Origin of the sequence: Kitasatospora sp. NPDC001309, from assembly GCF_042896295.1 — a bacterium.
In the GTDB taxonomy this organism is placed as follows: Bacteria; Actinomycetota; Actinomycetes; order Streptomycetales; family Streptomycetaceae; genus Kitasatospora.
In genome coordinates, this window is record NZ_JBIAXC010000047.1 from 1 (window position 1) to 26,376 (window position 26,376).

The following is a 26,376-nucleotide window of genomic DNA, read 5'->3' on the forward strand; positions in this document are numbered from 1 at the left end:
GGCCCCCCGGGGGCGCTGGCGCCCCGGGGGGCGGGCGGGGGGCGTGGGGGGGGGCGGCGGGGGGCGCCGGGGGGGGGGGGGCGCCCCCGCGCCCCCCCCCCCGGGGGGGGGGGGGCCCCCCGACCGGCCGGGAACCAGGCGGCCCCGGTGGCCGCGGTGGCCGGGGTCAGCTGTCGGGTCGGCCGGCCGGTTCACTCCGGTGGCGGGGGAGCCGGTGGGACTCGACCGGGCGTCCGCGGGCCAGGTGCTCGGTGACGATGCGGCCGGCGGCCGCCGGGTCGATCCCCCCGTACCAGACGTCGTCCGGCTGCACGCTGACGACCGGGGCCTGGTTGCAGGGGAACTGGCACCCGGTCTGGGTGACGAGCACGTCGTCGTCGCCGAGGCCGTGCTCGGCCAGCTGCCGCACCAGGGCGCGCAGTGCCTCCTCCGCCCCCAGGGCCGTGCACCGCGGGCCGCGGCAGACCAGCACCTGGTGCCGGTGGCCGGTGACGTCCTCCCAGGCCGCGGAGGTGAGGCCGGGTTCGCCGCCGGTGACGGGCCTCGTCGCCGCGGCGGCCGCGGCGACCGCGTCCGGTGAGTCGGCGAGGCGGGTCGCGACGAGGATCTCCGGCCGGTGGCCCGTGCGCTCGCGCCACCAGTGCGCCGCGATCCGCCGCAGCCAGGACTGGGCCGGGCCGGTGGCCGCGAGGCGGACGCCGATCAGGACCACGGTCCCGGCGCCGGCGTCGGCCAGCCTGGTCAGCTCGGCCGACAGGGAGGGGTCCGCCTGCTGCAGGAACGCGATCGAGGCCTGCTGCGCCGCCGCCGTCCGGAGCAGTTCGTCGCGACGGACGGCCTCCCCGATCGACATGCCGACCAGGACCGTGGCGGTGCGGCGGGCGGGGGCGTCCAAAGCGGGGGCGTCCAAGGCGGGGGCATCCGGGGTGGGGGAGGTCATGGCGAAGTCCTTTCGTGGAGCAGTCCGTTCCACCGGATGTGCGGCCGGTCGTGCCGGGGGTGCCGTTCGACGGTGACGTCGACGCCGTAGACGTGCCCGATCGTGGCCGAGGTGAGCACCTCGGCGCCGGGCCCGTGGGCGACCAGCCGCCCGTCGAGCAGGACGGCGACCTCGTCGCAGTAGGCGGCGGCGAGTTCGAGGTCGTGCAGTGCGGCCACCGTGGTGATGCCCAGCCCGCGTACGGCGGCGAGGAAGCCGAGTTGGTGGCGCAGGTCGAGGTGGTTGGTGGGCTCGTCGAGCAGGAGCACGCCGGGCTCCTGCGCCAGGGCCCGCGCGAGCTGGACCCGTTGCCGTTCGCCGCCGGACAGCGTCGGCCAGGCCCGGTCGAGCAGGTGGCCGACGTCGGCCGCGGCGACGGCCTCGGCGACCACGGTCCGCTCGTGGGCGTCGGCGGCGGAGTTCCCCGGCACGGGCCAGCGGCCCCGGTGGGGCGTGCGCCCGAGCTCGATGACCTGGCGGACCGGCAGGGCCAGCCGGGTGTCCGCCTGCTGTTCCATGAAGGCCACCCGCTGGGCCCGGCGGCGGGCCGTGAGCGTGTGGAGATCCGCCCCGTCCAGGAGGACGCGCCCCGCGGACGGCCGGGTGAGTCCGGCGACCGCGCGCAGCAGGGTGGTCTTCCCGGCGCCGTTGGGTCCGAGCAGGCCGGTGACCCGGCCGGGGGCGAACGCGAGCGAGACCGCGTCGAGCAGGGTCGCGCCGCCGGCGCGCACGCCGAGTCCCTCCGCGCGCAGCTCGGCGGCGGGCGGCGCGGTCACAGCGTTCCCCCGTCGGCCCGGCCCTGGCGCCACAGCAGCCAGGCGAAGAAGGGCGCTCCGAGCCCGGCCGTGACGACGCCGACCGGGATCTCCCGGTCGGGGAGGACCGAGCGGGCCAGGACGTCGCTGCCCACCAGGAGGGACGCGCCCACCAGTGCCGATACGGGCAGCAGGAGGGCGTGGCGCGGGCCGCAGACGAGGCGGACCACGTGCGGGACGACCAGGCCGAGGAACCCGATGACCCCGGTGTTGGCGACCAGGCAGGCCGTCACCAGCGCGGCGGTGGCGATGAGGACCCACCGGGTGCGCTCGACGTGGACGCCGAGGGAGCGGGCGGAGGTCTCGCCGAAGGCGAAGGCGTCCAGGTCGCGGGCCGAGGAGGCCAGCACCATGACGCCGATCAGGGCGACCGCGGCCAGGAAGACGGCGGTGGGCCACCGTACGCCGGCGACCGAGCCCAGCGTCCACTCCATGACACCGCGCGCCGCGTCGCGGTCCCCGAGGACCAGCACGACGAACGAGGTGTACGCCCCGCACAGTTGGCCCACCGCGATGCCGGCGAGCACCGTCCGGGCGGTCGGCAGCGACCGGGTGCGCGCGCCGGCCAGCACCAGGACGACGACGGCGGTGAGCAGGGCGCCGGCGAAGGCCGCCGTCGCCACCGCGCCGGTGCCCACGGCGCCGGTCACGCCGACGCCGAGGACGATCACGGTCACCGCGCCGGCGGCGGCTCCGTCCGAGATCCCGAGCAGGAAGGGATCGGCCAGGTCGTTGCCGGTCAGGGTCTGCAGCACCGCGCCGCAGACCGCGAGTCCGGCGCCGGTGGCGGCCGCTCCCAGGACCCGGGGCAGCCGCAGCTGCCAGACGATCCGGTCGTCCAGCAGGGTGACCTGCGGGTCGGCGAGTCCGAGTCGGCGCGCCACGACCTCGATCACGGTCGGGAGCGGCTCGTGGTGTGAGCCGACGGCCAGGCCGAGGAGCACGGTGGCCAGCAGCAGGGCCGCACCGACGGCCAGGGCCGCCGTCGCGCGGCCCGGACCGGCGGGCCGCGCGACGGGGTGGGGTGCCGTGGTCATGAAGCCGGGCGCAGCGCGCTCAGCCCCGCCGAGACCCGGGCGGCCCCGTCGGCGAGCCGCACGCCGGGAGTCGACTCCGAGAACGGCACCACCACGAAGGCCTTGCGCCGCACGGCGCCGAGCTTGCTCAGCACCGGGTCGTGCTCCAGGTAGTCGATCTTGGACTGGGCGGTGTCCCAGCCGGCGTCCGCGAGCACGATGGCGTCCGGGTCGGCCGCGACGACCTTCTCCCAGCTCACGTTCTGCCAGCCGCCGGGCAGGTCCGCGAAGACGTTGCGGGCGCCCACGGCGTCGAGCACCAGCTGGGGGCCGCCGTGGCCGGCGCCGACGAAGGGCGACTTGGTGTCCGAGTCGTACCACAGGACCTTCAGGTCCTTGCCCGCGGCCGTCGTCGTGAACCCGGCGAGCTGCTGCTCCTGCTGGTGCTGGATCGCGGCGGCCCGCTCCGGTACGCCGAAGACCTGGGCGACGTCGTGCAGTTCGCCCCACGCGGCCTGCCACGTCGTCGGCGGCACCTGGCTCTTGTCCGAGCAGCCGAACGGGGACAGGTACGACGCTACGCCCTGGCCGCGCAGGTCCTCCCGGGTGCCCGCGACCTTGTCGGTGAACGCGCTGGCGTAGGAGGCGTACAGGAAGTCGGGGCGGGCGGTGAGGAGCTTCTCCTTCGTCGGGTACTTCGCGGAGAGCACCGGGACGGAGTCGTAGGCCGCCTTCCACTTCTCCGGGACGGCATCGTCGAGGTAGGCGGTACCGGCCATGCGGGACTCCAGGCCGAGGGCCAGAGCCACCTCGGTGGCCCCCTCGTTGAGCGTCACCAGCCGTTCGGGCGGCGTGCCGACCGTCACGGTGGTCCCGCAGTTCTCCACGCTGACCGGCGCGGCACCTGCGGACGTCCCGCCGGGCGCGGCGGGCACGGGGGCGCCCGTGCAGGCGCCGAGCGTGCCGAGGAACAGGACGGCGGCGACCGCCCGGCCGACACGTATCGGACCTGTGGGACGTATGGGATGTACGGAGCAAATGGATCGGAACGGACGCGGCTGACCGCTGGGCACGTGTTCTCCAAAACCCTCGTGGAACATGTCGTGCCGTGGCCGGTCTCCTGGCTTCCGCATCGACGTGCCGCGGCCGACCTTCCCGGGCGGCTCCTTCGAGCCCGCCCAGTGGCCCTGACCGCTGGGCGAGCCGGTCAGCGAGGGCCGCGGAACTCCGCGGCAACAGTGGCGAGGGCCGCACCGGACTCAGACCGGTTTCCCGAACACCACGGCGATCGCACGGTATCAGGCGTGGTCAGGGCGGCGGAGTCCGGCTCAGGGTGACGGCCCGACAGCGACGGCCCGCCGCGCGGGGGGCGCGGCGGGCCGGGTTCCTCGGAGCGGGCGGTCGTCAGCCGTGCGTCACGCACTTGTTGGTGCTGTTGGACCACAGGCCCTGGAGGTCGAAGGTGCCGGTGCTCAGGGTGACGTAGGCGTCGAGGTTCTCGCACTCGTCGCCGATCTCACCGCCGCCGCCGTTCCAGCCGATGCTGGGCCAGAAGTCGGTGACCGTCTCCGCGTACTCGTGGGTCTCGGTGGACTCGATGCCGGAGAGCAGCCGCCCGTCGGTGAAGGTGGTGCAGGCGCCCGCCCCGTTGTCCGGGATGTACGGCAGGTTGGTGTAGGCCAGGGTGCCGTAGGAGCTGCTGGTCTTGTCGTGCCAGGCGCAGAAGCCGGAGTTGGGGAAGCCGTCCGGGTGGGTGCCGGTGGGGGAGACCACCACGTACTGGGCGTTGAGGTTGGGCGCCTGGGTGGTGTTGCCGAAGTGGGCGGCGGCCTTGCCCGCCTCGGCGGCGATCTGGGCGGCGGTGGCGTTGGCCGGGGTGGCGGCGGCGTTGTCGAACCAGACGCCGGCCAGCGGGGAGGACGCCGGGTGCTGGACGTGGGTGCCCTTGGTGCCGCAGGTGGTGGTGCCCCTGGCGACGCCCTCGCAGTACTGGCTGAGGATGGTGCCCCAGGTGTCCTGGCTGCCGTAGAGGCCCTTGAACATGTTCTGCATGTCGGGGGCGACCCCGGCTGGGTCGGAGGACCACTGCGAGCCCCAGAACACCAGGTACACCTTGGGAGTGGGGGAGACCACGCCCTGGGTCGCGGCGGAGCGGACCGACAGGGTGTTGCCGGAGGTCGCGGTCGGGCTCTTGGCGGTGGTGCCGGGGTGGAGCGGCTTGGCCCCGAAGTGGGCGGCGGCCGGGGCGGGTTGGGCCTCGGCGCCGGCGGCCAGGGCGGTGGTGCCGAAGGCGGCCAGGGCCAGCGCCGTGAGGGTGTGGGCGGCGGCCTTGAGGGGGGTGCGCATGTGTCTGCTCCCGGGTGTGAGGGTGTGGGAGGTTCGTCCGTACAGGCCTGCGGACCGGCCGGCCCGCGGGTTGAGCCCGGACACCACATCAACTCGGCCGTCCGTCCGTCCAGATGGTGGACGCGGGGCGGGGAACCCTTTGCCGTGCTCATACCAAGGCCTTGTCGCGCCGCCAGGGGCGGGGTGGGGGCGGGAGCGGGACCGGCGGCGACGGTGGGGGCGGTGCGACCGTAGGTCGGTACACGTCGAAGTCCCGGACCGGATTACGGTCGGGAACTTCGGCCATTCTCCCGGGATTCACCGGGAGTTCCGCTATTCCAACGTGCGGACGGCCTTCGGTGGTTCAATTCCCGGTGTGTTGGGATGCGAACGCCCGCGTGCACTGGCGTCCGTGGACGCGGAACAGCCCGCCGGCGGGGCCGGCGGGCTGTGGCGATCGAGTCCGGGTCAGCTAGGGCCTGTCCGGCGGATCTTGCCAGGCGCGCGACGCCGGGCATCCCGCCTGGACGCACGCCCGAATCGCCCAAGTACGTCCAGTACGAGGCCGACTCGGGCGCACGCCCAGCCGGGCGCCCAACGCCGCGCGCTGATCTGCCAAGATCCGCCGGACAGGCCCTAGGCCGAGGTCAGCGCGGCTTCTTGAAACCCAGGGTCGTGGCGTCCTTCTTGGTGTAGATGGTGCCGTCCGTGTCCTTGCTGAAGTCGCCGACCTTGGCGGCCGTGGGCGGGGTGTAGCGCTTGGGCAGCTGGATGTTCTTGGCCATGGTTCTCTCCTCTGCATCGAGGCCGAAGCCTGTGGATGGCGTGACTCCATTGGGACCGCTGGCCGCCGGGAGTGTCCAGTCGCATCGTCAGATCCGGCCAATGACGGGGAAATTCACGTTTCCGCAGGTGGATCGCGGACGGAACGTCTTTCGGCCGGATCGGCCGGAACAGTAGTTGGGACACAGAAGTGAACTGTGGCAACAGGAGTGTCCATGCCAAACGCTTTCTTGACGACGTTCGAATGTGATGGAACGACAATCATCCTGCTTCTTTCGGTGGGTGAATGGCGTGATCCATGGGGGAAGTGGACCTTGCCCGGTTGTGTCGCCTTCCCCCGGTGGTGCACGGTTCCGGAGAACCGGCGGCACCCACGCCGCCGTGACACCTGGGGGTGGGCTCGTGCAGTCGCTCAACGACCACCTGGTGGTCCTTCCGGACTCCCCGGACGGCGCCCGGGTCCATCGCCGACTCGGCGACACGGCACCACGGTCCGTCGCCCACGCGTCCGGACGGCCCTGGCTGGCCGGGTCGTGGTCGCCGGAGGACCTGGTGGTGTCCGAGGCCGGCCCCGTCCGGGTCGCGGTCCACGGGCTGAGCCCGGTCGGGCAGGACCGCCTCGACGCCCTCACCCGCACGGTGCGCGAACTGTCCGACCTGGACGCGCTCGCCCGCAGCCTCCCCGGCAACACCCATGTGATCGCCTCGGCCCACGGCTGGGTGCGCTTCCAGGGCACCGTCACCGGCACCAGGGCGGTGTACACCGCCCTCGTGGACGGCGTGCCGATCGCCGCGGACCGGGCCGACGTGCTCGCCGGGCTCACCGGCGCCGAACCGGACGAGGACCTGATCGCCGCGAGCGTGACGTACGGCATGCTCTTCGCCCCGCTGGGCGAACGCAGTTGGTGGCGCGGCGTCCGGCAGGTCGCCCCCGACTCCTGCCTGCTGCTGCCCACCGCCGGCCCCGCCCGGGACGTCCGCTGGTGGCAGCCCCCGGAGCCCGACCTCCCGCTGGACCCCGGGGCCGCCGGAGTGCGCGAGCGGCTGCGCGAGGCGGTCGCCCTGCGCCGGCCCGACGGGCGGCTGTCGGCCGACCTCTCCGGCGGCATGGACTCCACCTCGCTGTGCTTCCTCGCCGCCGAACACCACCCCGACCTGCTGACCTTCTGCTGGACCGGCGGCAGCGCCATCAACGACGACCCGGTGTACGCCGCCCACGCCGCCCGCCTGCTGCCGGGCGCCCAGCACCTGAGCGTGCCGGACACCGACGCCCCGCCGGTGTTCTCCCCGCCGTACTGGGCGGTCGACACCGAGGCCCCGCGCGCCGCGACCCGCGGCATGAACGCCATCCGGTACGGGATCCGCCACCTCGTCGACCACGGCGCCACCCGGCACCTGGCCGGCCACGGCGCCGACGAACTGTTCACCGGCGGGGCCGCCTACCTGCGCACGCTCTTCCGCCACCGGCCGGTGACCGCCTGGCGCCAGCTCGGCGCCCACCGCGCCCTGAACAGCTGGCCGCTGCTGCCCAGCCTCGCCGGGCTGCTGCGCGGCGGAGACCTCGGCACCTGGTGGCGGCAGTGCGCCGACGACCTGGCCCGCACCGCCCCGCCGTCCCGGGGGCCCGCCCTCGGCTGGGGGGAGCGGCTCCCGGCCACACCCTGGGCCACCGGCGACGCGGTGCGCACCACCCAGCGGGTCTTCCACGAGGTCGCCGACCGGATCGTCCCGCTGGCCCGGGACCGGGGACAGCACGAGGCCCTCACCGCGCTGCGCAGCGCCGGCCCGGTGCTGCGCCTGGTCTGCCGCGAGTACACCGCCTCCGGGCTCCCGCTGGAACTGCCGTACCTGGACGACCGGGTGGTCGAGGCCGTGCTGGCCGTCCGGCCCCACGAGCGGTACAGCCCCTGGCAGTTCAAGCCCGTGCTGGCGACCGCGATGCGCGGGCTGGTGCCCGGGACGATCCTCGACCGGACCACCAAGGGCGACTGCGAGGAGCCCGTCGACCGCGCCCTCCAGGAACACGTCCCCGACCTGCTCGACCTGTTCGAGGACTCCCGGCTGGCGCACCTGGGCCTGATCGACCCGGACCGGCTCCGGACCACCCTGATCACACCCCCGCGCACCGAGGACGTCTGGTCCGCCCAACTGGAGGCCACGATCGGCGCCGAGCTGTGGTTGCGGGAGATCGCCGCCCGGCCCGGCGCGTTCGCCGCCCGCCCCGGCGCGCCCGCCGCATCGACCGAGCGGACCCTCAGCGGCACCGGCCGCCCCGGCCGCGCACCCCACCCCGAGGAGAATCCGTGACCAGCCCGCCCTACGCCCTCCGGGCCCGCACCCGGCTGCCCCTGCACCGGCGCCTGCTGCCGCTGGCCGCCGTGGCCGTCGCCCGGCCGCTGTCCACGCTGCGGCCCGACCGCCTCCAGGCCGTCCTCGGCGTCCTCAGTACCGGCGCCCGCCCGGGCACCGCCGCCCAGGCCTCCGAGGCCCGGGCCGCCGTCGTCGCCGTCAGCCTGCGCTGCGCCGTGCACAACTGCCTCCAACGCTCCATCGCCACCGCCCTGCTCTGCCGGTTCAGGGGCGCCTGGCCCACCTGGCAGGCCGGCGTGCGCACCACGCCCTTCGCCGCCCACGCCTGGGTCGAGGCGGAGGGCCGGGTCATCGACGAGCCCTACCCCGACGGCTACTTCCGGCCGCTGGTCACCGTCGCCCCCAAGCAGCCGGCGCGCACGGCCTGACGGCCCGACCCGCCCGCCGTCCCGGCCCGCACCGGCCCCGACCCGCCCGCCACCCCGACGCATCCGGAGAAGGCCCCGACCATGACGCTCCGCCTGACCGACCACACCGTGTCCACCGACACCGACGACGGCGCCGTGCTGCTCAGCCGGCGCACCGGGCACTACTGGCAGCTCAACCAGACCGGCGCCTACGCGCTCCAACGGCTGCTGGACGGCAGCACCCTGGACCAGGTCGCCGAGGAGTTCGCCGACCACTTCGCCATCGCGCCGACCCAGGCGCGCCAGGACCTGACCGCCATGACCGAACGGCTGCGCACCTCCGGCCTCGTCGAGACCGGCTGACCGAGCACCCGACGCCCCACGAAGGGAGACGTGCGTACGATGCTCCGCCAGCTGTGGACCCTCACCAGGGGCCGGCGACGCGCCCTGGGCGCCGCCCTGCTGCTCACCCTGACCGCCGCCGGAGTCGGCGTCGCGCAGCCGCTGGCGGCCAAGGGCGTGGTCGACGCCGTCACCTCGCACCGACCGCTGCTGCTGCCGTGCGCCGTCCTCGTCCTGCTGCTGCTCACCCAGGCACTGATCGGGGCCTGCGCCACCTTTCTGCTGGAACGCACCGGCGAGCGCTTCGTGCTGGGCCTGCGCACCGGTCTGACCGCGCACCTGCTGCGGGTCCGGATGGACGCCTTCGACCGCCAGCGGGTCGGCGACCTGATGGCGCGCGCCTCGACGGACGTGGTCGTGCTGCGCGAGGCGCTGACCCACGTCTCGGTCCAGATCGCCACCAACCTGTGCGTCGCGCTGGGCAGCGTCGTCGCCATGTTCGTGCTGGACCCGCTGCTGATGCTGCTCATCCTGGGGGTGCTGCTCGGCTGCGGCCTGGTGATCAACCGGCTGTCGGCCGAGATCGGCCGCACCTCCACGGCGCTGCAGACCGCGGTGGGCGCGATCTCCGCCGGACTGGAGCGCGCCCTGTCCGCGCTGCGCACCGTCCGGGCCAACCGTGCCGAGCAGCGGGAGATCGACCACCTCGACGCCCTCGCGCACCGCGCCTACGACGCCGCGGTGCGCAGCGCCCGGCTCACCGCCGTGGTCGCCCCCACCGCCCAACTCGCCATCAACGCCGCCTTCATCCTGGTGCTGCTGTTCGGCACGGCCCGGGTCGACCAGGGCGCCCTGTCGCTCGGCGCCCTGGTGGCGATGCTGCTCTACGCCTCCCAACTCACCGGCCCCGTCACCGAACTGATGGAGGGCATCGCCTCGGTGAACCGGGCCAAGGGGTCCGTGGAACGCGTCCAGGAGGTGTACGCGCTCCCCGTCGAGGAGGACACCCCGGCCCGGCCCGGCCGTGCCACCCCGCCGCGCCCCGCCGGCCGCGGTCCGGCGCCCGCGCTGGAACTGCGCGACCTGCGGTTCGGCTACAGCCCGGACGCCCCCGTCCTCCAAGGGCTCTCCCTCACCGTGCCGCAGCACGCGCTGGTCGCCCTGGTGGGACCGTCGGGGGCCGGGAAGTCGACCACCTTCGCCCTGATCAACCGCTTCTACGAACCCTGGAGCGGCAGCCTGCGGATCGACGGGCAGCCCGCCGCCGACCTCGGCCTCGCCCAGTGGCGCTCCCACCTCGGCTGGGTCGAACAGGACTGCCCGATCCTGCACGGAACCCTGCGCGACAACCTCCGCTACGCCGCGCCGGACGCCACCGACGAGCGGCTCCGGCAGGTCCTCGACCTGGTCAACCTCACCCGGAAGGTGAACCGCCTGCCGGACGGGCTCGACAGCGAGGTCGGCGAACGCGGCGTACGCCTCTCCAGCGGCGAACGGCAACGCGTCGCCATCGCCCGCGCCCTCCTGGCCCGCCCCCGGCTGCTGCTGATGGACGAACCCACCGCCCACCTCGACCCGGCCAACGAGGCCGCCCTGACGCTCAACCTGCACGCCCTCCGGGAGGAGTGCGCCATCCTCGTCATCGCCCACCGGATGTCCACCATCGAGGCGGCCGACACCGTCGTCATGCTCTCCGACGGCACCGCCACCGCCACCGGCACCTACCCCGAACTCTTCCACGGCCACCCGGACTTCCGGCAGCTCGCGGGCCACCACCGGCCAGGCTGACTGATCATCACCGGGAGGGGGTTGTCAACCGGCCCGCCCCCGAACGCGTGTCACAGTCCCGTCCCTGTCATGTCCTGGTGATTGTGACGCCGGAGGTGCCACCGAATCCGGTGGGCCGACGTCTTGTGGAGTGTTCCAAGCAGTCAGCACACACCGTCATCGGGGAGCCACCATGTCCGTCCGCCACCGTCGTCCGCTGCTCGTCGCCACCGTTCTCGCCGGCGCGGGGCTGGCGCTGACCGCCTGCGGGCCCGACAACACCGACACGGCCGCCGGGCCGGCGCCCTCCGCGAGCAACACGGTGGCCGCGAAGCCGACGGTGGGCGGTCCGGCCCCGGCGGGCGCGCCCACCACGGGCACGGGCGCGCGGCCCACCACGCACGCGCCGTCCGGCGGCAGCACCAAGTCCGGCTCCGGGGGCGCGGCCGGTGGCCCGTGCGACGTCCAGAACCTCTCGATCCACCTGTCGGCCCGCTCCGGCGCGCCCAGCCAGCGGGTGATCGAGGTGCAGAACAAGGGCGGCGGCGCGTGCACCCTGAGCGCCACGCCGGGTGTGGACCTGGGCAACTCCGCGACCCGCGACCAGAGCAAGAACCTCAAGCCGATCCTCGCCGCCGGGACCATGCGGTACACCGTCGCGGCGGGCAAGACCGCCTACGTGGTGCTCGACCTCGACCCGAGCGGTGCCACCGCCGGGACCACCCCCAGCATCAACGAGGTCAACGTGCTGGCCGACGACGAGGACGGCAACATGCCGCTGGCGAGCATCCAGAACTTCCCGCTCGGGGCCGACGCCAAGGTCCTGAACCCCTCGATGGGCATGTACCGGGCCACCTTGGCCGAGGCCGTCGCCTCCGTGGCCTCCGCTCCCAACTAAGCCTCTCCTGTGCGTTCGTGGGCCCGGTGGCAGCTGCCGCCGGGCCCACGGTCGTCCGGTTCGCGCTCAGCGGGCGAGCAGCTCCGGCGCGCGGTGGGCCACCGTGCGCTCCGCCTCGCGCCGGCCGCGCGGGCCCAGCCGGGCGAGCAGGTGGTGGTCGACGGCGCCGCGGTGGATCCAGATCCCGGCGAGCGACTCGGCGCACAGGTCCACCAGGGTGTCGTCCGGCTGGGCCGGATCACCGGCGACCCCGGCCAGCGCCGCGACCACCTGGTCGGACGGGAAGTCCTCCAACTGCGAGGCCGCGTCGTACCGTTCGTCCGTCCTGACACCGGCCGCCGTGCCGAGCAGGATGCCGATGAGCAGGGCCTCCTGCTCGCCGGGCAGGTAGTCGCGCCGGGCCACCGGTCGCTCCGCGGGCTCCTGGCGGGGTCTCCGCCGGCCCCACGAAAAGGTCTTCAACGGACTTCTCCCCCGGTGCGTCCCGCCGCGCTTCTCGGCACCGACCCTACCGCCGTCACGATCACCGGCGAGCTCGCCCCCGGCGCGCGCTGCCGTCCCGGGCGGGGCGCTCAGCCGCGGCCGGGTCCCGCCGTGCGGGCGAGGCGGGCCGGAGCGCCGCCCGGGGCCGCGGCGAACTGCGCGCCCGGTCCGCCGGGGACGCCGGCCGGTCCGGTCGGAGAGCCACCCGGAGGCGAGGTGGCCGAGGAACGACGCGGCGATGAACACCGCCAGGTGCCCGCTGCTCTTCGTCACCGAGAGGTGCCGGGTGGTGTGGAGATGGGTGAGCAGGGCGTGTCGGGCGGGCGGACGGGGTACCGGAAGTGCATGGCAGTCTTCCGAAAGCCGGGGCGCTTCAAGCGGCCGGACCGTTCCGGTCCGGTGCGTCCCGGGCCCGTTCCCCGGGGGGAGTCCGGTCCGGAGGGGGGTCTGGCCGAGGGCCTCGCCGAGCTGGTGGAGGGGGCCGAGCAGCCCACCGGGGCCTGGCAGGTCGCCGAGTACCACGCGGAGCGCGGGCGGGGGCGGGCGCTGGTGGCGGGCGTGGCCGGGCGGCTGGGCAGCGGGGGGCGGGCAGCGGCCCGGGGCGCGGCGCTCGGCGGCAAGGCGCTGACCGAGCAGCTGGTGGGTACGGCGCCGCGGATCCCGGTCCGCGACCTCGCGACCCTGCGCTCCCAGCACCCGGACGCGGCCGACCCCGAGCGGCTGGCCGACCTTCTGGTGGCCGGTGCCACCCGGGCCTCCGCCGCCCTCGGCGCGGGCGTCGGGGCGGCGGCCATGCTGCCGGTGCCGCCCGCGATGCCGCTGGAGATCGCGGCCGAGACGCTGGCGGTCGCGGCCGTGGAGGTGAAGCTGATCGCCGAGCTGCACGAGGTCTACGGCGTCCCGGCGCAGGGCAGTGCCACCCAGCGGGCCGGGGCCTACCTGGGGGCCTGGGCGAACCGCCGGGGGATCGACGCCATGCTGCTGACCCGCCCGGCGGGCTTCGCGGCGCTGGCCCTGGGGGCGGAGGTGCGCCAGCAGGTGCGGCGCCGGCTCACCCGCAGCTGGATGCGCCGGCTGCCGTCCGTGACCCCGCTGCTGCTGGGCGCGGGCATCGGCGCGACGGTCAACCGGCGGGACACCCGACGGCTGGCCGGGCAGGTCCGCGACGACCTGCGGTCGCGTCCGCCGACGGACCGCGGGTACTGGGCGGCGGCCGGGCCGGCGGTCGAGGGCGAGATCGTGCCCTGACCCCCTGGACCCCTGACCCTCTGGACCCCATGACCGCTCGGACCCGGTGCGACGGGGTGGCGGGGGCTGTGCTGGGATGGGGTCCTGACCAGCTGAGGAGGGTGTTGTGACCGCGGAGTCGCATGCGGACTGCGGTCCGGTGCATTCCCTTGACCCGGACGCGCCGGTGTTCGTGTCGAAGCGCGTGCACCGCGGGGAGCCCGTGGTGAGCGTGTTCCTCGACCGGGACGGGGACTGGCAGGCGTTCTCGGCCACCGAGCCGCGGTGGTGGAAGGGCGGCCCGAAGCTGGTCCATGCCGCGCACCTGCTGGACGGTGATCCGTCCCTGGCCGAGCTGCCGGCCCTGCCGCTCGGCCACTGGGCGACCCGTACGGACGCCTCGTCGACGCAGTGGCAGGTCTTCCGGGGCTGACCGGGCCCCGATGCAGGCCCGAGGCGAAGTGTGGCGTCAGTCGAGGAGGCCGAGGCGCGGCCCGCCCCGCTCGTGCAGCCGGCGGAGGAAGCCGAGCACCCCGGCGGAGCCGCCGGCCCAGGTGGCGCTGGGCCGGGCGAGGCCGGTGTCCGGGAACACCGGACGGGACGGCGGGCCGCCGCTGCGGCTCAGGAGGATCGCCGCGACGGTGTCGGCGGCGTCCCAGAACTCCTCGGCTCCGGTACCGCCGCCCGGGCCGGTGCCCGGGCCGGACGCGACGGCGACGTCCACCAGCAGCTCACCGACCCCGGCCAGCCCGCAGCACTGGGCGACCAGCGGCATCCGGGGCGCGAGCGCGGCGCAGGTGCGGGCGGTCTGCCGGGCGAGGTCCAGGTACCCGGGTTCGGCCAGCCGGTCAGCGGCCCGGACCAGCACCGATCCGACCCCGGCCAGGCCCCGGCACCAGGAGCCGTAGCGGCGGGTCGCCCCCGGCGCGGTGGCCCGGGCGATCAGCGCCGGGATGTCGGCGGCGAGTCGGGCGCAGGCCTGCTCGGCCCGGTGCCGGTCGGCCCGGTCGCCGCCGGTGCTCCCGTACTCCAGCAGGAAGTAGGCGACGCCCGCGGTGCCGTGTGCCAGGCCTTCGCGCAGTGCGGCACTGCCCGGCGTGTCCGCCCCGGCGGGTGACAGGCGGGCCCGGCCGGTGGCCAGCAGCCGGGCGCACTCGGCGGCGACGGCGAGGTGCCGCTCCCGCCCGGCGGGATGGGCCCGGGCGAGCAGCAGCCGGCCGATGCCGATTCCGGCGACGCCCTCGATCAGGTCGGCCTCGGGCGGTCCGCCGTCCGGGCCGTGGGCGGGCAGGTCCTCGCCTCCGCCGATGGGCGACCCGGCCCGGGCAAGGAACAGGTCGACCCCGGTGCGGCCCGAGTAGAACCCCGGGGACAGCCGCCGGGACTGCCCCGCCGTCCACTCGGCCAGCGCCGCCACGGCCTCCGGCACGCCGGGCCGGTGGAGGTGGTGGAGGAGTTCCAGGCCGAGTCCCGCGCTGCCGCCGTAGACGTCGATCGGCGTCGGGACGGCCGCTCGGGCGGCGAGCACCGGGTCGGCGATCCGGTGCGCCTCGGCGACGCAGTACGCGGTGGTGTGCTCGACGACCTCGCGGAGCCGGTCGGGGTCGAGCCGGTAGCGGCGTGGCAGCGGCGGGGGTGGTGTCCGGACGGCCTTGCCACCGCGGAGCCGGTCCGCGCCGGTGGTGCGGACAGCCGGGTCGGGGCTGGTCAACTCGGCGATCAGTGAGCGGAGTTGACGGTGCTCCTCGCCGGGCAGGGCCCAGGCCAGCCCGGCCAGGGTGCGCTCCCGGTTGACGGCGGCGTCGCCGTCGACGATCACCGGGTCCAGCCCGGTGGCGGCGAAGCCGAGGGTCGCGCCCAGGGCGTGGAAGTCGTCGGCGGGCCGCGCGGGTTGCCCGGGCGGGCGGCGTACCGGGTCGCTGTAGCCGGGGGTCGAGCCGTCCGGGCCGGTGCCGTCCAGCGCGCTGATGCCGAAGTCGACCAGGTGGCAGCGGCCTTCGGCGTCCAGTGCGACGTTGTCGGGTTTGAGGTCGCGGACGACCACGCCCCGGCGGTGGATGCCGTCCAGCAGGCGCAGCAGTCGGCGGGCCAGGTCGGCGAGCCGGGCGGCCCCGTACGGGCCGTGCTCCTGGACGTCCCGGCGCAGGTCCCGGTCGCCGCAGTTGGTCATCACCAGGTACTCGTCCGAGCGGTGCCGGAACGCGTCGAGGGCCCGGGGCACGCCGGGGAGGCCGTCGAGTGCGGTGAGCACCGCCCGTTCGTTGCGCAGTCGGTCGCGGGCGTCGGCGCCGGACTCGTCCTCGGCGACGAAGGCCCGGGCCTGCTTGACGACCACGGGCCGTCCGGTGGTCAGGTCCACCGCCCGGTAGACGTTGCCCTGGGGTTTGCGGGCGATGCCGCCGGTGATCCGGTAGCGGCCGCCGCCGAGTCCGGGGGAGTCCTGGGTGGGCACCGCGTTGTGCGGGAACGGGTCCTCGGCCCAGGGCGGGCACCGGTAGGAGCCCGCCGCCAGCCCGTCGAAGGCCCGGCCGTCGGGGCCGACCATGACGGACTCCAGGCGGCCGCCGCGCCCGGTGCGGTAGTCGCCGGTGAAGGGCCCGTACCGGTAGTAGACGGGGGCGTCGGGGTCGACCCGCCGGTCGCTCACGACCTGCGGTCCCTGCTGCCCGTGCAGCGCCGCGACCAGTTCCGCGGCCAGTGCGACGGCGGTGCCCGGCGCCGGGTAGACGGTGAGCGCCTTGCCGACCGAAGCGGCGCTCCGCGCACCGGAGTTGAGCTCCCGCAGCACCTCCGGGCCGCGCGCCCACTTGGCGTGGCAGACGTGCCGGGCCAGCACGGGCAGGGCGAGGGCGAGCAGGGTGTCGAGCCCGCCGGGGCGGGCCGAGACGTGCAGCTTCCAACCGTGCTCCACCGCCGGCATCCGCGGGTCGTTCAGGTACGACCAGGTCTCGTCGGACCGGTCGCCGCGTCCGGCGGTGGAACCGGTCACCGTCAGGAGTTGAAGTCGCAGGCGAAGCGGGTGGTGGCGGTCACCCACGGGTCGGCGAGACATGCCGTGGCCTCGCGGTCGCCGCGGTCGTCGTCCTCGAACGCGATGGTCTCGTCATCGACCAGCAGCGGGCCCGCGTCGCGGATCTCCTCGATCATGGTTCCGGGCATGGGAAACCTCCAGATCTTGTCGTGCCTCCGGTGATGGTGCGGGCCGCGGCCCCTGCGGCTGACCGAGCGGGCCGGGATCCCGAAGCACGAAGGTAGGGAGGAACGTTCCGCCTGACAAGGGGTCAGGACGCACCAACTCCACTTCCCGGACACATCCGTGGAGGAACGGTAAACACCGCCCGCGGGGCTCAGGAGCTGACGCCGACCGCGTGCCGGAAGCTCGTCGGGTCGGTGACCAGGTCCAGCATGGCCCGGGCGACGTCGGCGCGCGGCACGGTGGACCCGGCGGGTCCGGACTCGACGGCGTGCCGGTAGCGGCCCCGTCCCGGCCGGTCGGTCAGTCGCGGCGGCCGGACGGCCGTCCAGTCCAGGTCGCTCGCGCGCAGCATGCCTTCCATCGCCTCCAGGTCGGTGTACACGTCCCGGAGCACCGCCCAGAGCAGCGGGCCGAAGGCCTTCGCGGCGAGCAGCGGCTGCCCGGCCCCGGAGCGGTTGAGCGGGGCGGCGCTGACCACCAGGAGGCGGCGCACCCCGGTGGCCGTCATGGCCGCGGCCGCCGCGCGGGCGGAGTTGGAGGCGGGTTTGAGTGGATCGCGCCGGCCGGCCTGGCCGATGGCCGAGAGGACGGCGTCGGCGCCCGCGACCACCGGCTCCAGCGAGGCGGCGTCGAGGGCGTCGGCCTTGACCACGGTTAGCCGGTCGTGCCGGAGGGGGAGTCGGGCCGGGTCGCGGACGGCGGCCGTGACCAGGTGTCCGTCGGCGAGGGCGAGGGTGACCAGCTGGCGGCCGATGCCGCCGGTGGCGCCCAGGACGGTGAGTTTCATGGCCCCTCCCGTGGGGTGGGTGAGTGCTCACTTCTGCTGTCCTCCTCATGGTGGGTGAGTGCTCACCCACCTGTCAAGGTAGGCTGGTGCCCATGACGAACGAGGGGAACCGCGAGGACGGCCGGCCGCTCACCGGTGGGGCGCTGACCAGGGCCCGGGTGCTGGATGCCGCCGCCCGGCTGATCGGCACGGTCGGACTGGTCCGCGCCACCACGAAGCAGATCGCGCGGGAGGCCGGCTGCTCGGAGGCGGCGCTGTACAAGCACTTCCGGGACAAGGAGGACATCTTCGTCCGCGTCCTGCGCGAACGCGCCCCGCGCCTGGCCGCGGCCGTCGCCGAACTCCCCGACCGGGCCGGGCAGGGCTCGGTGCGCGAGCACCTGGAGGCGGTCGTGCTGATCGCCGTGCCGTTCTACCGGCAGTCCTTCCCGATGGCCGGCGGCCTGCTCGCCAGTCCCGAGCTGCTCGCCGCCCACCGCCGCAAGCTCGACGACGCCGGTCCGCACCACGTCAGCTCCCACCTGGCCGAGTACCTGCGCGCCGAACAGCGGCTCGGCCGGGTCGCCGCCGACGTCGACCCGCACGCCGCCGCGATGCTGCTGATCGGCGCCTGCTTCCACCGGGCCTTCCTGGAGGTCTTCTACGCCGGGGAGGCCCCGACCGAGGCGCTGGTGCCCGCGGATCCGGAGGAGTTCGCGGCGGCGACGGTCCGGGCCCTGGTCGGCGGGATCGAAGCCCCGGGGGCCTGAGGCATTCGGCCGAGGATGTCGCGCGGGGTGACCGGCCCGATGCCTAGCGTGACCTCCTGGGGGGATCCGAGACTTCCGCGGGCCCGGCCCGCGCCCCAGGAGGCAGTACCCATGAGAGTTCGTTCGAGCGCGCCGCTGAGCACCGCCGTGAGCGTCGTCCTGACCGTCGGCCTGACCGCCGCAGCGGCGACGCCGGCCGGGGCCGCCGAGCCGCGGCCGTTCCTCGACCGGCTGGACACCGTGTCCCTCGTCGCGTCCACCGTCCCGGAGAACGGCGACGTGAACCCGTACGGCGTGTTCACGGTCCGGGAGAGCGTCGGCGACCTGCACCGGGGCGACGTCCTGATCAGCAACTTCAACAACTCGGCGAACCCGCCGGCCGGCGAGCAGGGCACCGGCACCACGCTGGTCCAGGTCGCCCCGGACGGCACCAGGACCACGTTCGCCACGATCGACCCGAACAACCTGCCGGGACCGTGCCCCGGCGGGGTCGGCCTCACCACGGCGCTGACCGTGCTGCCCGGCGGCTGGGTGGTGGTCGGCAGCCTCCCCACCTCGGACGGCACATCCGCCACCGCCCAGGCCGGCTGCCTGCTGGTGCTCGACAAGCACGGCACCGTCCGGGAGACCATCGCCGGGGACGGCATCAACGGCCCGTGGGACATGACGGCCGTCAGCACCGGCGGGCGGAGCGAGCTGTTCGTCACCAACGTGCTCAACGACACGGTCGCCGGCGGCGCCGCGCAGGTCGACGAGGGCACCGTCCTGCGGATCACCCTGACCACCGAGGGCGACCGGCCACCGACCCGCACGGCCACCACCGTGATCGGCTCCGGCTTCGCCGAGCGGACCGACCCGGCCGCCCTCGTGGTCGGCCCCACCGGGGTGGGCCTGCACGACGGCACGCTCTACGTCGCGGACACCGCGCTCAGCCGGATCACCGCCATCCCCGACGCGCTCACCCGCAAGAGCAGCGCCGGCACCGGCCGGGTCGTCACCTCGGGCGGCAACCTCAACGCCCCGCTGGGCATGGCGATCACGCCGCGGGGTGACATCCTCACCGTCAACGGCGGGGACGGCAACATCGTCGAGACCGACCGGGCGGGCCGCCAGGTGGCGGTCAAGACGATCAACAACGAGGGCACTCCGCCCGGCGCGGGCGCGCTCTTCGGCCTCGACTTGAACCTCGACCACGAAGCGGTCTACTTCGTCAACGACGCGGACAACGTCCTCGACGTCCTGCACTGACGGCGGGCGCCCTCGGGCCGGAGCCCGTCCGGCCCGGGGCGGAGCGGTCCGGGGCGGAGCGGTCCGGGGCGGAGCGGTCCGGTGGCTTCGGCCTCAGGAGAGCTTCGCTCCGGGGGCGAAGGCGGGCAGCTTCTGGAGACTGCTGCGCACGGCCTCGCTGCCGTACTCGAACATCTGCCGCTCGTAGGCGTCGACCGCGCCGAGCAGGTCACGGCGGCCTTCGTCCGCATCGATCAGGCGGCGGCGCAGGAGGTCGGCGTCGCGCAGCGCGGTGTTCGCGCCGTTGCCGCCGGTCGGGGAGGTGGCGTGGATCGCGTCGCCGAGCAGCGTGACCGGGCCGCAGGCCCAGCGCTCGCCGGGCTCGACCACCCGGATGGAGAGCAGCGTGCTGTTGTCGGGGTCGGCCTGCTCGATCAGCGCGCGCAGCTGGGGGTGCCAGCCTGCCATCCTGGACAGCACGGCGTCCTGCGCGGTCAGGTCCTCCAGCGACCCGTTCGGCGGCAGGATCATGGCCCAGCGCACGTAGTCGCCGATGTCGGGCAGCGTGACCTCGGGGGCCAGTCGCTCGGCGGCCTTCCGCGGCGGGGTGCGGAAGCGCATCGCGCCGAGCAGCAGGCTGACGCCGTCGCCGGTGATCTTCGAGCCGTAGGCCTTGGACAGGTCGGCGAACTCGTCGGTCAGCGGGGTGCGGCCGATGACGAACCGGACGCCGGTGTCGGTCGGGGCGGTCCGCGGTGAGAGCACCCCGCGGACCGCGGAGGTGACGCCGTCCGCGCCGACGAGCAGGTCGGCGGTGGCCGGGTCGCGGCGGGCGAACCGGGCCCGGACCTGGCCGTCGGCCAGCACGTCGTAGCCGGTCAGGGCGGCATCGGTGTGCACGGTGAGGCCGGTCAGCAACAGCTGTCGCAGCACCTGCCGGTCGACCACGATGCCGGTCCGGCTCGCGCCGAGCCTGCCGATCTCCTTCAACTGCGGGTCCAGGACCAGCTGTTCGGCGGAGGCGTCCATGACGATCTCGTCCAGCAGCGGATGCCAGCGCGTCGGCAGGCAGTCGCGCACCGCCTGGAATCCGACCGGGTCGAGCACGAGCCGGTAGCCCTGGAACCGGGCGGCGATCCCCGGGTCGCGCTCGAACACCTCGGCCTCGATCCCGGCTCCGCGCAGACCCTGCGCGAGGGCCAGACCTCCGAGGCCGGCTCCGACGACGGAAACGCGCATCACACACCTCCAGGAGAGCGGGACGAACTTTGTTCGTCCTGGCGATCTAAGTTCTACGCAACGAACATTGATCGTGTCAAGGTAGAGTGGTCGACATGCCCGCCGATCCCCGCCAGCGACGCGCAGCCCGCCACGCCCAACCCGCGGCGGAGGCCGCCGCACCGACGCCACGCAAGAAGCCGATCACCGTCGAACGGATCACCGACGCCGCCCTGGAGGTCGTCGCCGCCGAGGGGTACGACGCGCTGACCATCCGCCGGGTCGCCGCCGTGCTCGGCACCGGTCCGTCGTCGCTGTACGCGCACATCGTCAACAAGGACGACATCGACGACCTGCTGATCGGCCGGCTCTACGCCGAGGTCGTACTCCCGGAGCCGGATCCGGCCGCCTGGCGCGATCAACTGCTCGGGGTGTACACGCAGATCCGCGATCTGTACCTGGAGTACCCCGGAGTCTCGCGCGCCGCGCTGGCCACGGTGTCGACCAACCTGGAGACGCTGCGGGTCGGCGAAGGAATCCTGGCGATCCTGCTCGCGGGCGGCATCGAGCCGAGGGCGGCCGGCTGGGCCCGTGACGCGATGTCCCTCTACGTCAGCGCCTACGCGCTGGAGCAGTCGCTGGTCCGGCGACGGCGCGGGCACCCGGATCAGGAATGGGTGCTCAGCCGGGAGGAGTTGCTGGACCGCTTCACCGCACTGCCCGCCGAGCGGTTCCCGCAGACCCGACGCCATGCCGCGGAGCTGATCTCCGGCACCGGACCCGACCGCTTCGAGTTCGCCCTCGGCCAGCTCATGAACAACCTGCGGCCCGCGACCGGTTGACCTGCGGCGTGGGGGGCACGCCGCCTTCACCCGCACACCCGTGATCCCGGCACGACACGATCGACAGACAACGGAGTACCGGGTGAGTCAAGCCCCCACCACGTCAACCGCCGGCGTTCCCGGGGGAGTCGGCGACGCACGCCCGTCCTGGCCGGTGCGGCGCGGGCTGCTGCCGGAGTCCGGTCCCCAGCGGAAGCTGGCCCTGGCCGGCTTCGTCAACCAGCTCGGCACCGCGGCCTTCCTGGCGACCGTGCCGCTGTACGCCCATCAGGTGATCCAGCTGTCCGTCGGGCAGGTCGGCCTCGCTCTCGGCCTCGCGGGAGTGGTCGGTCTGGTCGCCGGGATCCCGGTGGGACAGCTGGCCGACCGCCGCGGCCCGCGGGACATCTTCGTGGTCACTCTGCTGATCCAGGCGCTGTCCATGCTGTCGCTGCTGTTCGCCCACTCGTTCCTGGCGTTCACGCTGGCCGTGGCCGTGACGGACCTCGCCGGCGCGTCCGGCGGTGCGGCCCGCGGCCCGTTGATCCGCCGCTTCGGCGGTGACGAGGTGCCGAGGTTCCGCTCCTACCTTCGCTCGGTGGCCATGCTCGCCGGGACCTTCGGCGCGATGGCGGCCGGAGCGGTGGTGCAGATCGACAGCGACCTCGCCTACCGCGTCCTCATCCTCGGCAACGCGCTGACGTTCACCGGCAGTGCCGCCGTCCTGGTCGGGCTGCCCAGGCTCGCCCCCTTGGCGCCCCCGCGCGAGGAGGGCCGGTGGATCGCGCTCAAGGACAAGCCGTACCTGGCGTTCGTCGTGCTCGACGGCATCCTGTGGATCCAGAGCGAGGTGCTGTCGTTCGCGCTGCCGCTGTGGGTGGTCCTGCACACCGACGCACCGCGGTGGTTCGTCGGTCCGGCGATCGCCGTCAACACCGTGATGGTGGTGTTGCTGCAGATCCGGACCGGTCGCGGGGTCAGGGGCGGCACGGTCGCCGGCCGGGCCGTCCGCCGCGCCGGGCTGGCGTTCATGGTCGGCATGGCGGTCATCGCGACGGCCTCCGGAGTACCCGGCTGGGCCGCCGTGGCCGTCATGACGGTGGGCGTCGCCGTTCACACGGTGGGCTCGCTGTGGCATGCGGCCGGGTCGCTGGAACTGCGGTTCCGGCTGGCTCCCGCACACGCCCAGGGCCAGTACTCCGGAGTGTTCGGCATGGGCATGGGCCTGTGCTACACCGTCGCACCGAGCCTGCTGGGCCTGCTCTGCGTGACCTGGGGGGTGCCCGGCTGGCTCGTGATGGGCGGCGTGTTCGTCGCGGCCGGCCTCGCCATGCCCCACGTGGTCCGGTGGGCGGGCCGCAGCCGGGAGTTGGCGGACACCGCCGCCTGAGCCGCCCCCGGACCCGGCGCCCCCTCGCTCCGGAACGCACCACTAGGCAGGCGACATGACCTCGTACAGGTTCCCGGCGTCATCGGTGAAGTACAGCCCGCGGGCGCACAGCGGGTGGTGGGTCCGCCCGTTGCCGGGCTCACGGGGGTCGTCGCCGTAGGGCACCCCGGCGGCCCGCAGCCGGTCGAGGATCCCGTCGAAGGTGTCCGGGTCCACGTCGAAGGCCAGGTGGTGGCCGGACGGGTCCGCCGTCGTCAGGAAGTCCAGCGTCAGCGAGTCGTTCACCCGCACCGGCGCGAAGTGCCGGTCGGGGCCGGGGTAGTCCAGGCCCATGACGGAGGCGAAGAAGCGCGCCGCCGCCTCGTTGTCGACGGCCGGGACGATGGTGTGGTTCAGCGAGATGGGCATGCTCCGCCTTCCTGGGTGACTGGTCATCGGGACGTCGGGTCGTACCACGCAGCGGGGGCGGGATAGGTTGCGGTCGACCGGACCTGACGGTTCGTCGGAGTGGCGGGCGGGCCGGCCGTCAGGGGCCGGGGGCGAGGTAGCGGCGGCCCGGTATCTGTTCGAAGATCAGGTTGGTGCGGGTCTGGGCCACCGCGGGGTGGGTGGTGAGGTGGTCGACGACGAAGTCGCGCAGCGACTCGGGGCCCGCGACGCCGACGTGCAGCAGGTAGTCGTCCGAGCCGGCCATGTGGAAGACGGCGAGGACGCCGGGCAGGTCGGGGGCGGTGCTGCGGAAGCTCTCGTTCTGCTCCCGGGTGTGGGCGCGCAGCCGCACCGAGATCATTGCCTGGAGCGGCAGGCCGATCGCGGCCGGGTCGAGTTCGGCGCGGAAGCCGCGGATGATGCCGCGGTCCCGGAGGGCGCGGACCCGGGCCAGGCAGGTGGAGGGGGCGATGCCGACGGCGGCCGCGAGGGCGTTGTTCGGGAGGCGGGCGTCGTCGGCCAGGGCGCGGACGATCGCCCGGTCGACGTCGTCGAGGGGTGAGCGCCTGACCTGCGGATTGTTCGGCATGCCTGCCAGGATCCCAGCCCGTTCCGCAGATTCGCAAACCTGATCGACCCGGAACCGAATGTTCTTCGGAAGGGCTTCCCCCGGGCGCCCGAAAGTTCCATCCTTACCGACGGTCCTCCCCGGCACCCAGGGTGACGGTGGCGACCTCCCGCCGTCGTCCCCGCACCTCCGGAGCGCCCCGCCCATGAGCCCGACCGCCTTCCCCTCCGCCGCGACCGCCGTCGACCCCGGTCCGGAGCTGGACGGCGGCGACTTCGCCCTCCCCGAGGGCGGTCTGGACGAGGCCGGGCGGCTGCGCGCGCTCGACGCGGTGGACGAGTACCTGACCCGCAAGCGCAAGCACCTGGTCGGCTACCAGGCCACCCAGGACATGCAGGGCACCGCGCTGGACCTCGCCCGGTTCCTGCCGAACAACATCAACAACCTCGGGGACCCGTTCCAGAGCGGCGGCTACAAGCCCAACACCAAGGTCGTCGAGCGGGCCGTGCTCGACTACTACGCCAAGCTCTGGCACGCCGAGCGCCCGCACGACCCGGCCGACCCGGAGTCCTACTGGGGCTACATGCTGTCCATGGGTTCCACCGAGGGCAACATGTACGCCCTGTGGAACGCCCGGGACTACCTGAGCGGCAAGGCGCTGATCCAGCCGCCGACCGAGCCCCTGGACGCCGTGCGCTACGTCAAGGCCGACCCCGACCGGCGGAACCCGAACGCCCACCACCCGGTGGCGTTCTACTCCGAGGACACCCACTACTCCTTCGCCAAGGCCGTCGCCGTGCTGGGCGTGGAGACCTTCCACGCCGTCGGCCTGGAGAAGTACCCGAACGAGTGCCCGCTGGTCGACCCGGTGACCGGCCGCCGCGACTGGCCCACCGAGGTGCCGTCCCGCCCGGGCCCGTCCGGCCTGTCCTGGGACGGCACCGGGGAGATAGACGTCGACGCGCTCGCCGTCCTGGTCGAGTTCTTCGCCGCCAAGGGTCACCCGGTCTTCGTCAACCTCAACCTCGGCAGCACCTTCAAGGGCGCCCACGACGACGTCCGCGCGGTCTGCGAGCGGCTGCTGCCGATCTTCGAGCGGCACGGGCTGGTGCGCCGCGAGGTCGTCTACGGCAGCTGCCCGCGGACCGGCCGTCCACTGGTCGACGTGCGCCGCGGCTTCTGGATCCACGTGGACGGCGCACTCGGCGCAGGCTACGCGCCGTTCCTGCGGCTGGCCGCCCAGGATCCGGAGGCGTACGGCTGGACGCCCGAGGCGGAGCTGCCCGAGTTCGACTTCGGGCTGCGGCTGCCCACCGCCGGGCACGGCGAGGTCGACATGGTCTCCTCGATCGCGATGAGCGGCCACAAGTGGGCCGGCGCGCCGTGGCCGTGCGGCATCTACATGACCAAGGTGAAGTACCAGATCTCGCCGCCGTCCCAGCCCGACTACATCGGCGCGCCGGACACCACCTTCGCCGGCTCCCGCAACGGGTTCTCCCCGCTGATCCTCTGGGACCACCTGTCCCGGTACTCCTACCGCGACCAGGTCGGCCGGATCCGCGAGGCCCAGGAGCTCGCCGCCTACCTGGAGCGGCGCCTGACCGCGATGGAGCGGGAGCTCGGCGTCGAGCTCTGGCCGGCCCGCACCCCGGGCGCGGTCACCGTGCGGTTCCGCAAGCCGAGCCCGGAGCTGGTGGCCAAGTGGTCGCTGTCCTCCCAGGACGTGGTGATGGTCCCGGGCGACGAGACCACCCGGCGCAGCTACGTGCACGTCTTCGTGATGCCCTCGGTGGACCGGGCCAAGCTGGACGCCCTGCTCGCCGATCTCGCCGAGGACCCGGTGGTCCTGGGCGCCTCCTGACGACCGGCAGGCCGGGGCGGGCGGCCGGTCGTCAGAGGTTGGTCAGCCGGTCGCCCTTGGCGTCCTGGAGCACGTGGTCGACGCAGACCGCGAGGACGACCAGCAGCAGGGCGTCCTGCTGCTCCAGGACGTCGACGGCGTAGGCGTCGCGGATGGTGAACCAGCGCCGGGAGACGTGCGCCAGGGTGGTGCCCTCGTGCTGGATGTCGAACTCGCGGTCCCACAGGTTGCCGTTGATCCGCAGCCGGCGGCCGTCGCCGAGGCGGACCTTGAAGCGGTCGCCGAAGAGCGTGAACATCTTCTTGCTGATCTTGGCGGTCAGCTCGCCGTTCTGCTTGATCAGCAGGGTGTGGTGGATGGTGAAGGCCTTGCGGACGATGCTCGCGACGTGCTCGCCGCGGGTGTCCTCCAGGGCGAAGGTGCGGCGCAGCCGGAAGAACTTCCGGTTCACCCGGTAGAGCTTCTCCCGGTGCTCGGTCTCTATCCAGGCCTCTTCGTGGAAGGCGAACATGCGGTCGCGGACCAGGTAGCGCACTGTGGGTCCCCCCGTGGTGGTGCCGCCGGCCCCCATGGCGCGGCGCGGCCCAGAGCGTAGCGCCTGGTCAGCGCGGGGGAGGGGCGGGGGGTGGAGGCTTTACCGGTCCGCTACCGGGCTGCGACGATCCGCCGACACCGCGGTGACCCGGCGGTGACACCGGGCCGTGCGCCGGGCGTCGGCGGATGGGGGCGGCGGGCGTGTGGCGGGCGTCGGCGCCGGGCGGTGGGCGTGTGGCGGGCG

Annotated in this window: 26 protein-coding genes and 1 riboswitch; of the genes, 12 read left to right on the forward strand and 14 right to left on the reverse strand. The window is 74.2% G+C overall.

Annotation, left to right across the window (positions count from 1 at the left end):
• Positions 1-166 precede the first annotated feature (166 nt).
• The 6 genes from ACFY2K_RS34445 to ACFY2K_RS34470 all read right to left on the reverse strand — a co-directional run bounded on the left by ACFY2K_RS34445 (position 167) and on the right by ACFY2K_RS34470 (position 5,920).
• A complete protein-coding gene (locus tag ACFY2K_RS34445) occupies positions 167-940 on the reverse strand; it encodes a ferredoxin (RefSeq protein WP_387716550.1) in 774 nt (257 codons plus the stop codon).
• Complete coding sequence (locus ACFY2K_RS34450; protein WP_380595376.1) at positions 937-1,755, reverse strand: ABC transporter ATP-binding protein; 819 nt, start codon at positions 1,753-1,755, stop codon at positions 937-939. The genes ACFY2K_RS34445 and ACFY2K_RS34450 overlap by 4 nt, the downstream gene beginning before the upstream one ends.
• A complete protein-coding gene (locus ACFY2K_RS34455) occupies positions 1,752-2,831 on the reverse strand; it encodes a FecCD family ABC transporter permease (RefSeq protein WP_387716552.1) in 1,080 nt (359 codons plus the stop codon). The genes ACFY2K_RS34450 and ACFY2K_RS34455 overlap by 4 nt, the downstream gene beginning before the upstream one ends.
• Complete coding sequence (locus ACFY2K_RS34460) at positions 2,828-3,745, reverse strand: ABC transporter substrate-binding protein (RefSeq protein ID WP_387716554.1); 918 nt, start codon at positions 3,743-3,745, stop codon at positions 2,828-2,830. The genes ACFY2K_RS34455 and ACFY2K_RS34460 overlap by 4 nt, the downstream gene beginning before the upstream one ends.
• Before the next feature lie 157 nt (positions 3,746-3,902).
• Positions 3,903-4,109, reverse strand: a riboswitch (cobalamin riboswitch).
• Positions 4,110-4,214: 105 nt separating this feature from the next.
• On the reverse strand, positions 4,215-5,156 hold the full coding sequence (locus ACFY2K_RS34465) for a hypothetical protein (RefSeq protein WP_380644374.1): 942 nt from the start codon (positions 5,154-5,156) through the stop codon (positions 4,215-4,217).
• Between the two features lie 626 nt (positions 5,157-5,782).
• The gene (locus tag ACFY2K_RS34470) at positions 5,783-5,920 is read right to left on the reverse strand and encodes a hypothetical protein (RefSeq protein WP_380397777.1); all 138 of its coding nucleotides are present in this window, start codon (positions 5,918-5,920) and stop codon (positions 5,783-5,785) included.
• 400 nt (positions 5,921-6,320) lie between these two features.
• Between ACFY2K_RS34470 and ACFY2K_RS34475 the strand changes: the two genes are divergently transcribed.
• The 5 genes from ACFY2K_RS34475 to ACFY2K_RS34495 all read left to right on the forward strand — a co-directional run bounded on the left by ACFY2K_RS34475 (position 6,321) and on the right by ACFY2K_RS34495 (position 11,642).
• Positions 6,321-8,225 carry an asparagine synthase-related protein gene (locus tag ACFY2K_RS34475; protein WP_380644376.1) on the forward strand — a complete coding sequence of 635 codons (1,905 nt, stop codon included), beginning with the start codon at positions 6,321-6,323 and terminating at the stop codon, positions 8,223-8,225.
• Positions 8,222-8,656 carry a lasso peptide biosynthesis B2 protein gene (locus tag ACFY2K_RS34480; protein ID WP_380397781.1) on the forward strand — a complete coding sequence of 145 codons (435 nt, stop codon included), beginning with the start codon at positions 8,222-8,224 and terminating at the stop codon, positions 8,654-8,656. Before ACFY2K_RS34475 ends, ACFY2K_RS34480 begins: the two co-directional genes overlap by 4 nt.
• 81 nt (positions 8,657-8,737) lie before the next feature.
• On the forward strand, positions 8,738-8,998 hold the full coding sequence (locus tag ACFY2K_RS34485; RefSeq protein WP_380532772.1) for a lasso peptide biosynthesis PqqD family chaperone: 261 nt from the start codon (positions 8,738-8,740) through the stop codon (positions 8,996-8,998).
• A 39-nt stretch (positions 8,999-9,037) separates the two neighbouring features.
• Positions 9,038-10,765 carry an ABC transporter ATP-binding protein gene (locus ACFY2K_RS34490; RefSeq protein ID WP_380532775.1) on the forward strand — a complete coding sequence of 576 codons (1,728 nt, stop codon included), beginning with the start codon at positions 9,038-9,040 and terminating at the stop codon, positions 10,763-10,765.
• A gap of 172 nt (positions 10,766-10,937) precedes the next feature.
• The gene (locus ACFY2K_RS34495; RefSeq protein ID WP_387716557.1) at positions 10,938-11,642 is read left to right on the forward strand and encodes a DUF4232 domain-containing protein; all 705 of its coding nucleotides are present in this window, start codon (positions 10,938-10,940) and stop codon (positions 11,640-11,642) included.
• 66 nt (positions 11,643-11,708) lie between these two features.
• Here the strand turns inward: ACFY2K_RS34495 and ACFY2K_RS34500 are convergent, their stop codons facing one another.
• Entirely contained in the window at positions 11,709-12,047 is a 339-nt protein-coding gene (locus ACFY2K_RS34500) for a hypothetical protein (RefSeq protein WP_387716559.1), read from the reverse strand.
• Between the two features lie 423 nt (positions 12,048-12,470).
• Here ACFY2K_RS34500 and ACFY2K_RS34505 point away from each other — a divergent pair, with 423 nt between their 5' ends.
• Positions 12,471-13,373, forward strand: coding sequence for a hypothetical protein (locus ACFY2K_RS34505; RefSeq protein ID WP_387716561.1), 903 nt, complete (start codon positions 12,471-12,473; stop codon positions 13,371-13,373).
• A 205-nt stretch (positions 13,374-13,578) separates the two neighbouring features.
• Positions 13,579-13,785: a hypothetical protein gene (locus ACFY2K_RS34510; protein ID WP_387716563.1), complete on the forward strand. Its 207-nt coding sequence runs from the start codon at positions 13,579-13,581 to the stop codon at positions 13,783-13,785.
• A gap of 36 nt (positions 13,786-13,821) precedes the next feature.
• Here the strand turns inward: ACFY2K_RS34510 and lanL are convergent, their stop codons facing one another.
• From lanL to ACFY2K_RS34525, 3 genes are all read right to left on the reverse strand, one after another.
• On the reverse strand, positions 13,822-16,341 hold the full coding sequence (gene lanL, locus ACFY2K_RS34515; protein WP_387716565.1) for a class IV lanthionine synthetase LanL: 2,520 nt from the start codon (positions 16,339-16,341) through the stop codon (positions 13,822-13,824).
• 2 nt (positions 16,342-16,343) lie between these two features.
• The gene (locus ACFY2K_RS34520; RefSeq protein WP_380397793.1) at positions 16,344-16,511 is read right to left on the reverse strand and encodes an SflA family class IV lanthipeptide; all 168 of its coding nucleotides are present in this window, start codon (positions 16,509-16,511) and stop codon (positions 16,344-16,346) included.
• Positions 16,512-16,699: 188 nt separating this feature from the next.
• A complete protein-coding gene (locus ACFY2K_RS34525; protein WP_380592861.1) occupies positions 16,700-17,335 on the reverse strand; it encodes an NAD(P)-dependent oxidoreductase in 636 nt (211 codons plus the stop codon).
• Between the two features lie 92 nt (positions 17,336-17,427).
• Here ACFY2K_RS34525 and ACFY2K_RS34530 point away from each other — a divergent pair, with 92 nt between their 5' ends.
• Positions 17,428-18,084, forward strand: a complete 657-nt coding sequence (locus ACFY2K_RS34530; RefSeq protein ID WP_380527278.1) for a TetR/AcrR family transcriptional regulator — start codon at positions 17,428-17,430, stop codon at positions 18,082-18,084.
• A 111-nt stretch (positions 18,085-18,195) separates the two neighbouring features.
• Complete coding sequence (locus ACFY2K_RS34535; protein ID WP_387716568.1) at positions 18,196-19,332, forward strand: hypothetical protein; 1,137 nt, start codon at positions 18,196-18,198, stop codon at positions 19,330-19,332.
• Positions 19,333-19,425: 93 nt separating this feature from the next.
• On the opposite strand, the gene ACFY2K_RS34540 is transcribed toward ACFY2K_RS34535, so the two are convergent.
• Complete coding sequence (locus tag ACFY2K_RS34540) at positions 19,426-20,550, reverse strand: FAD-dependent oxidoreductase (RefSeq protein ID WP_387716570.1); 1,125 nt, start codon at positions 20,548-20,550, stop codon at positions 19,426-19,428.
• Between the two features lie 95 nt (positions 20,551-20,645).
• On the opposite strand from ACFY2K_RS34540, the gene ACFY2K_RS34545 reads away from it, so the two are divergent.
• Together ACFY2K_RS34545 and ACFY2K_RS34550 are read left to right on the forward strand one after the other, a co-directional pair.
• On the forward strand, positions 20,646-21,371 hold the full coding sequence (locus ACFY2K_RS34545) for a TetR/AcrR family transcriptional regulator (RefSeq protein WP_380527273.1): 726 nt from the start codon (positions 20,646-20,648) through the stop codon (positions 21,369-21,371).
• Between the two features lie 82 nt (positions 21,372-21,453).
• Positions 21,454-22,740 (forward strand): MFS transporter, encoded by a 1,287-nt coding sequence (locus ACFY2K_RS34550; protein WP_387716572.1) that lies wholly within the window; start codon positions 21,454-21,456, stop codon positions 22,738-22,740.
• A gap of 42 nt (positions 22,741-22,782) precedes the next feature.
• Here the strand turns inward: ACFY2K_RS34550 and ACFY2K_RS34555 are convergent, their stop codons facing one another.
• Both ACFY2K_RS34555 and ACFY2K_RS34560 read right to left on the reverse strand, forming a co-directional pair.
• On the reverse strand, positions 22,783-23,148 hold the full coding sequence (locus ACFY2K_RS34555; protein ID WP_380527268.1) for a VOC family protein: 366 nt from the start codon (positions 23,146-23,148) through the stop codon (positions 22,783-22,785).
• A 118-nt stretch (positions 23,149-23,266) separates the two neighbouring features.
• Positions 23,267-23,758: an Lrp/AsnC family transcriptional regulator gene (locus tag ACFY2K_RS34560; RefSeq protein ID WP_380527266.1), complete on the reverse strand. Its 492-nt coding sequence runs from the start codon at positions 23,756-23,758 to the stop codon at positions 23,267-23,269.
• Between the two features lie 184 nt (positions 23,759-23,942).
• Here ACFY2K_RS34560 and ACFY2K_RS34565 point away from each other — a divergent pair, with 184 nt between their 5' ends.
• Entirely contained in the window at positions 23,943-25,598 is a 1,656-nt protein-coding gene (locus tag ACFY2K_RS34565) for a histidine decarboxylase (RefSeq protein ID WP_387716575.1), read from the forward strand.
• A 31-nt stretch (positions 25,599-25,629) separates the two neighbouring features.
• Here ACFY2K_RS34565 and ACFY2K_RS34570 read toward each other — a convergent pair whose 3' ends face one another.
• Positions 25,630-26,133, reverse strand: a complete 504-nt coding sequence (locus ACFY2K_RS34570; protein ID WP_380397811.1) for an LURP-one-related/scramblase family protein — start codon at positions 26,131-26,133, stop codon at positions 25,630-25,632.
• Positions 26,134-26,376 lie beyond the last annotated feature (243 nt).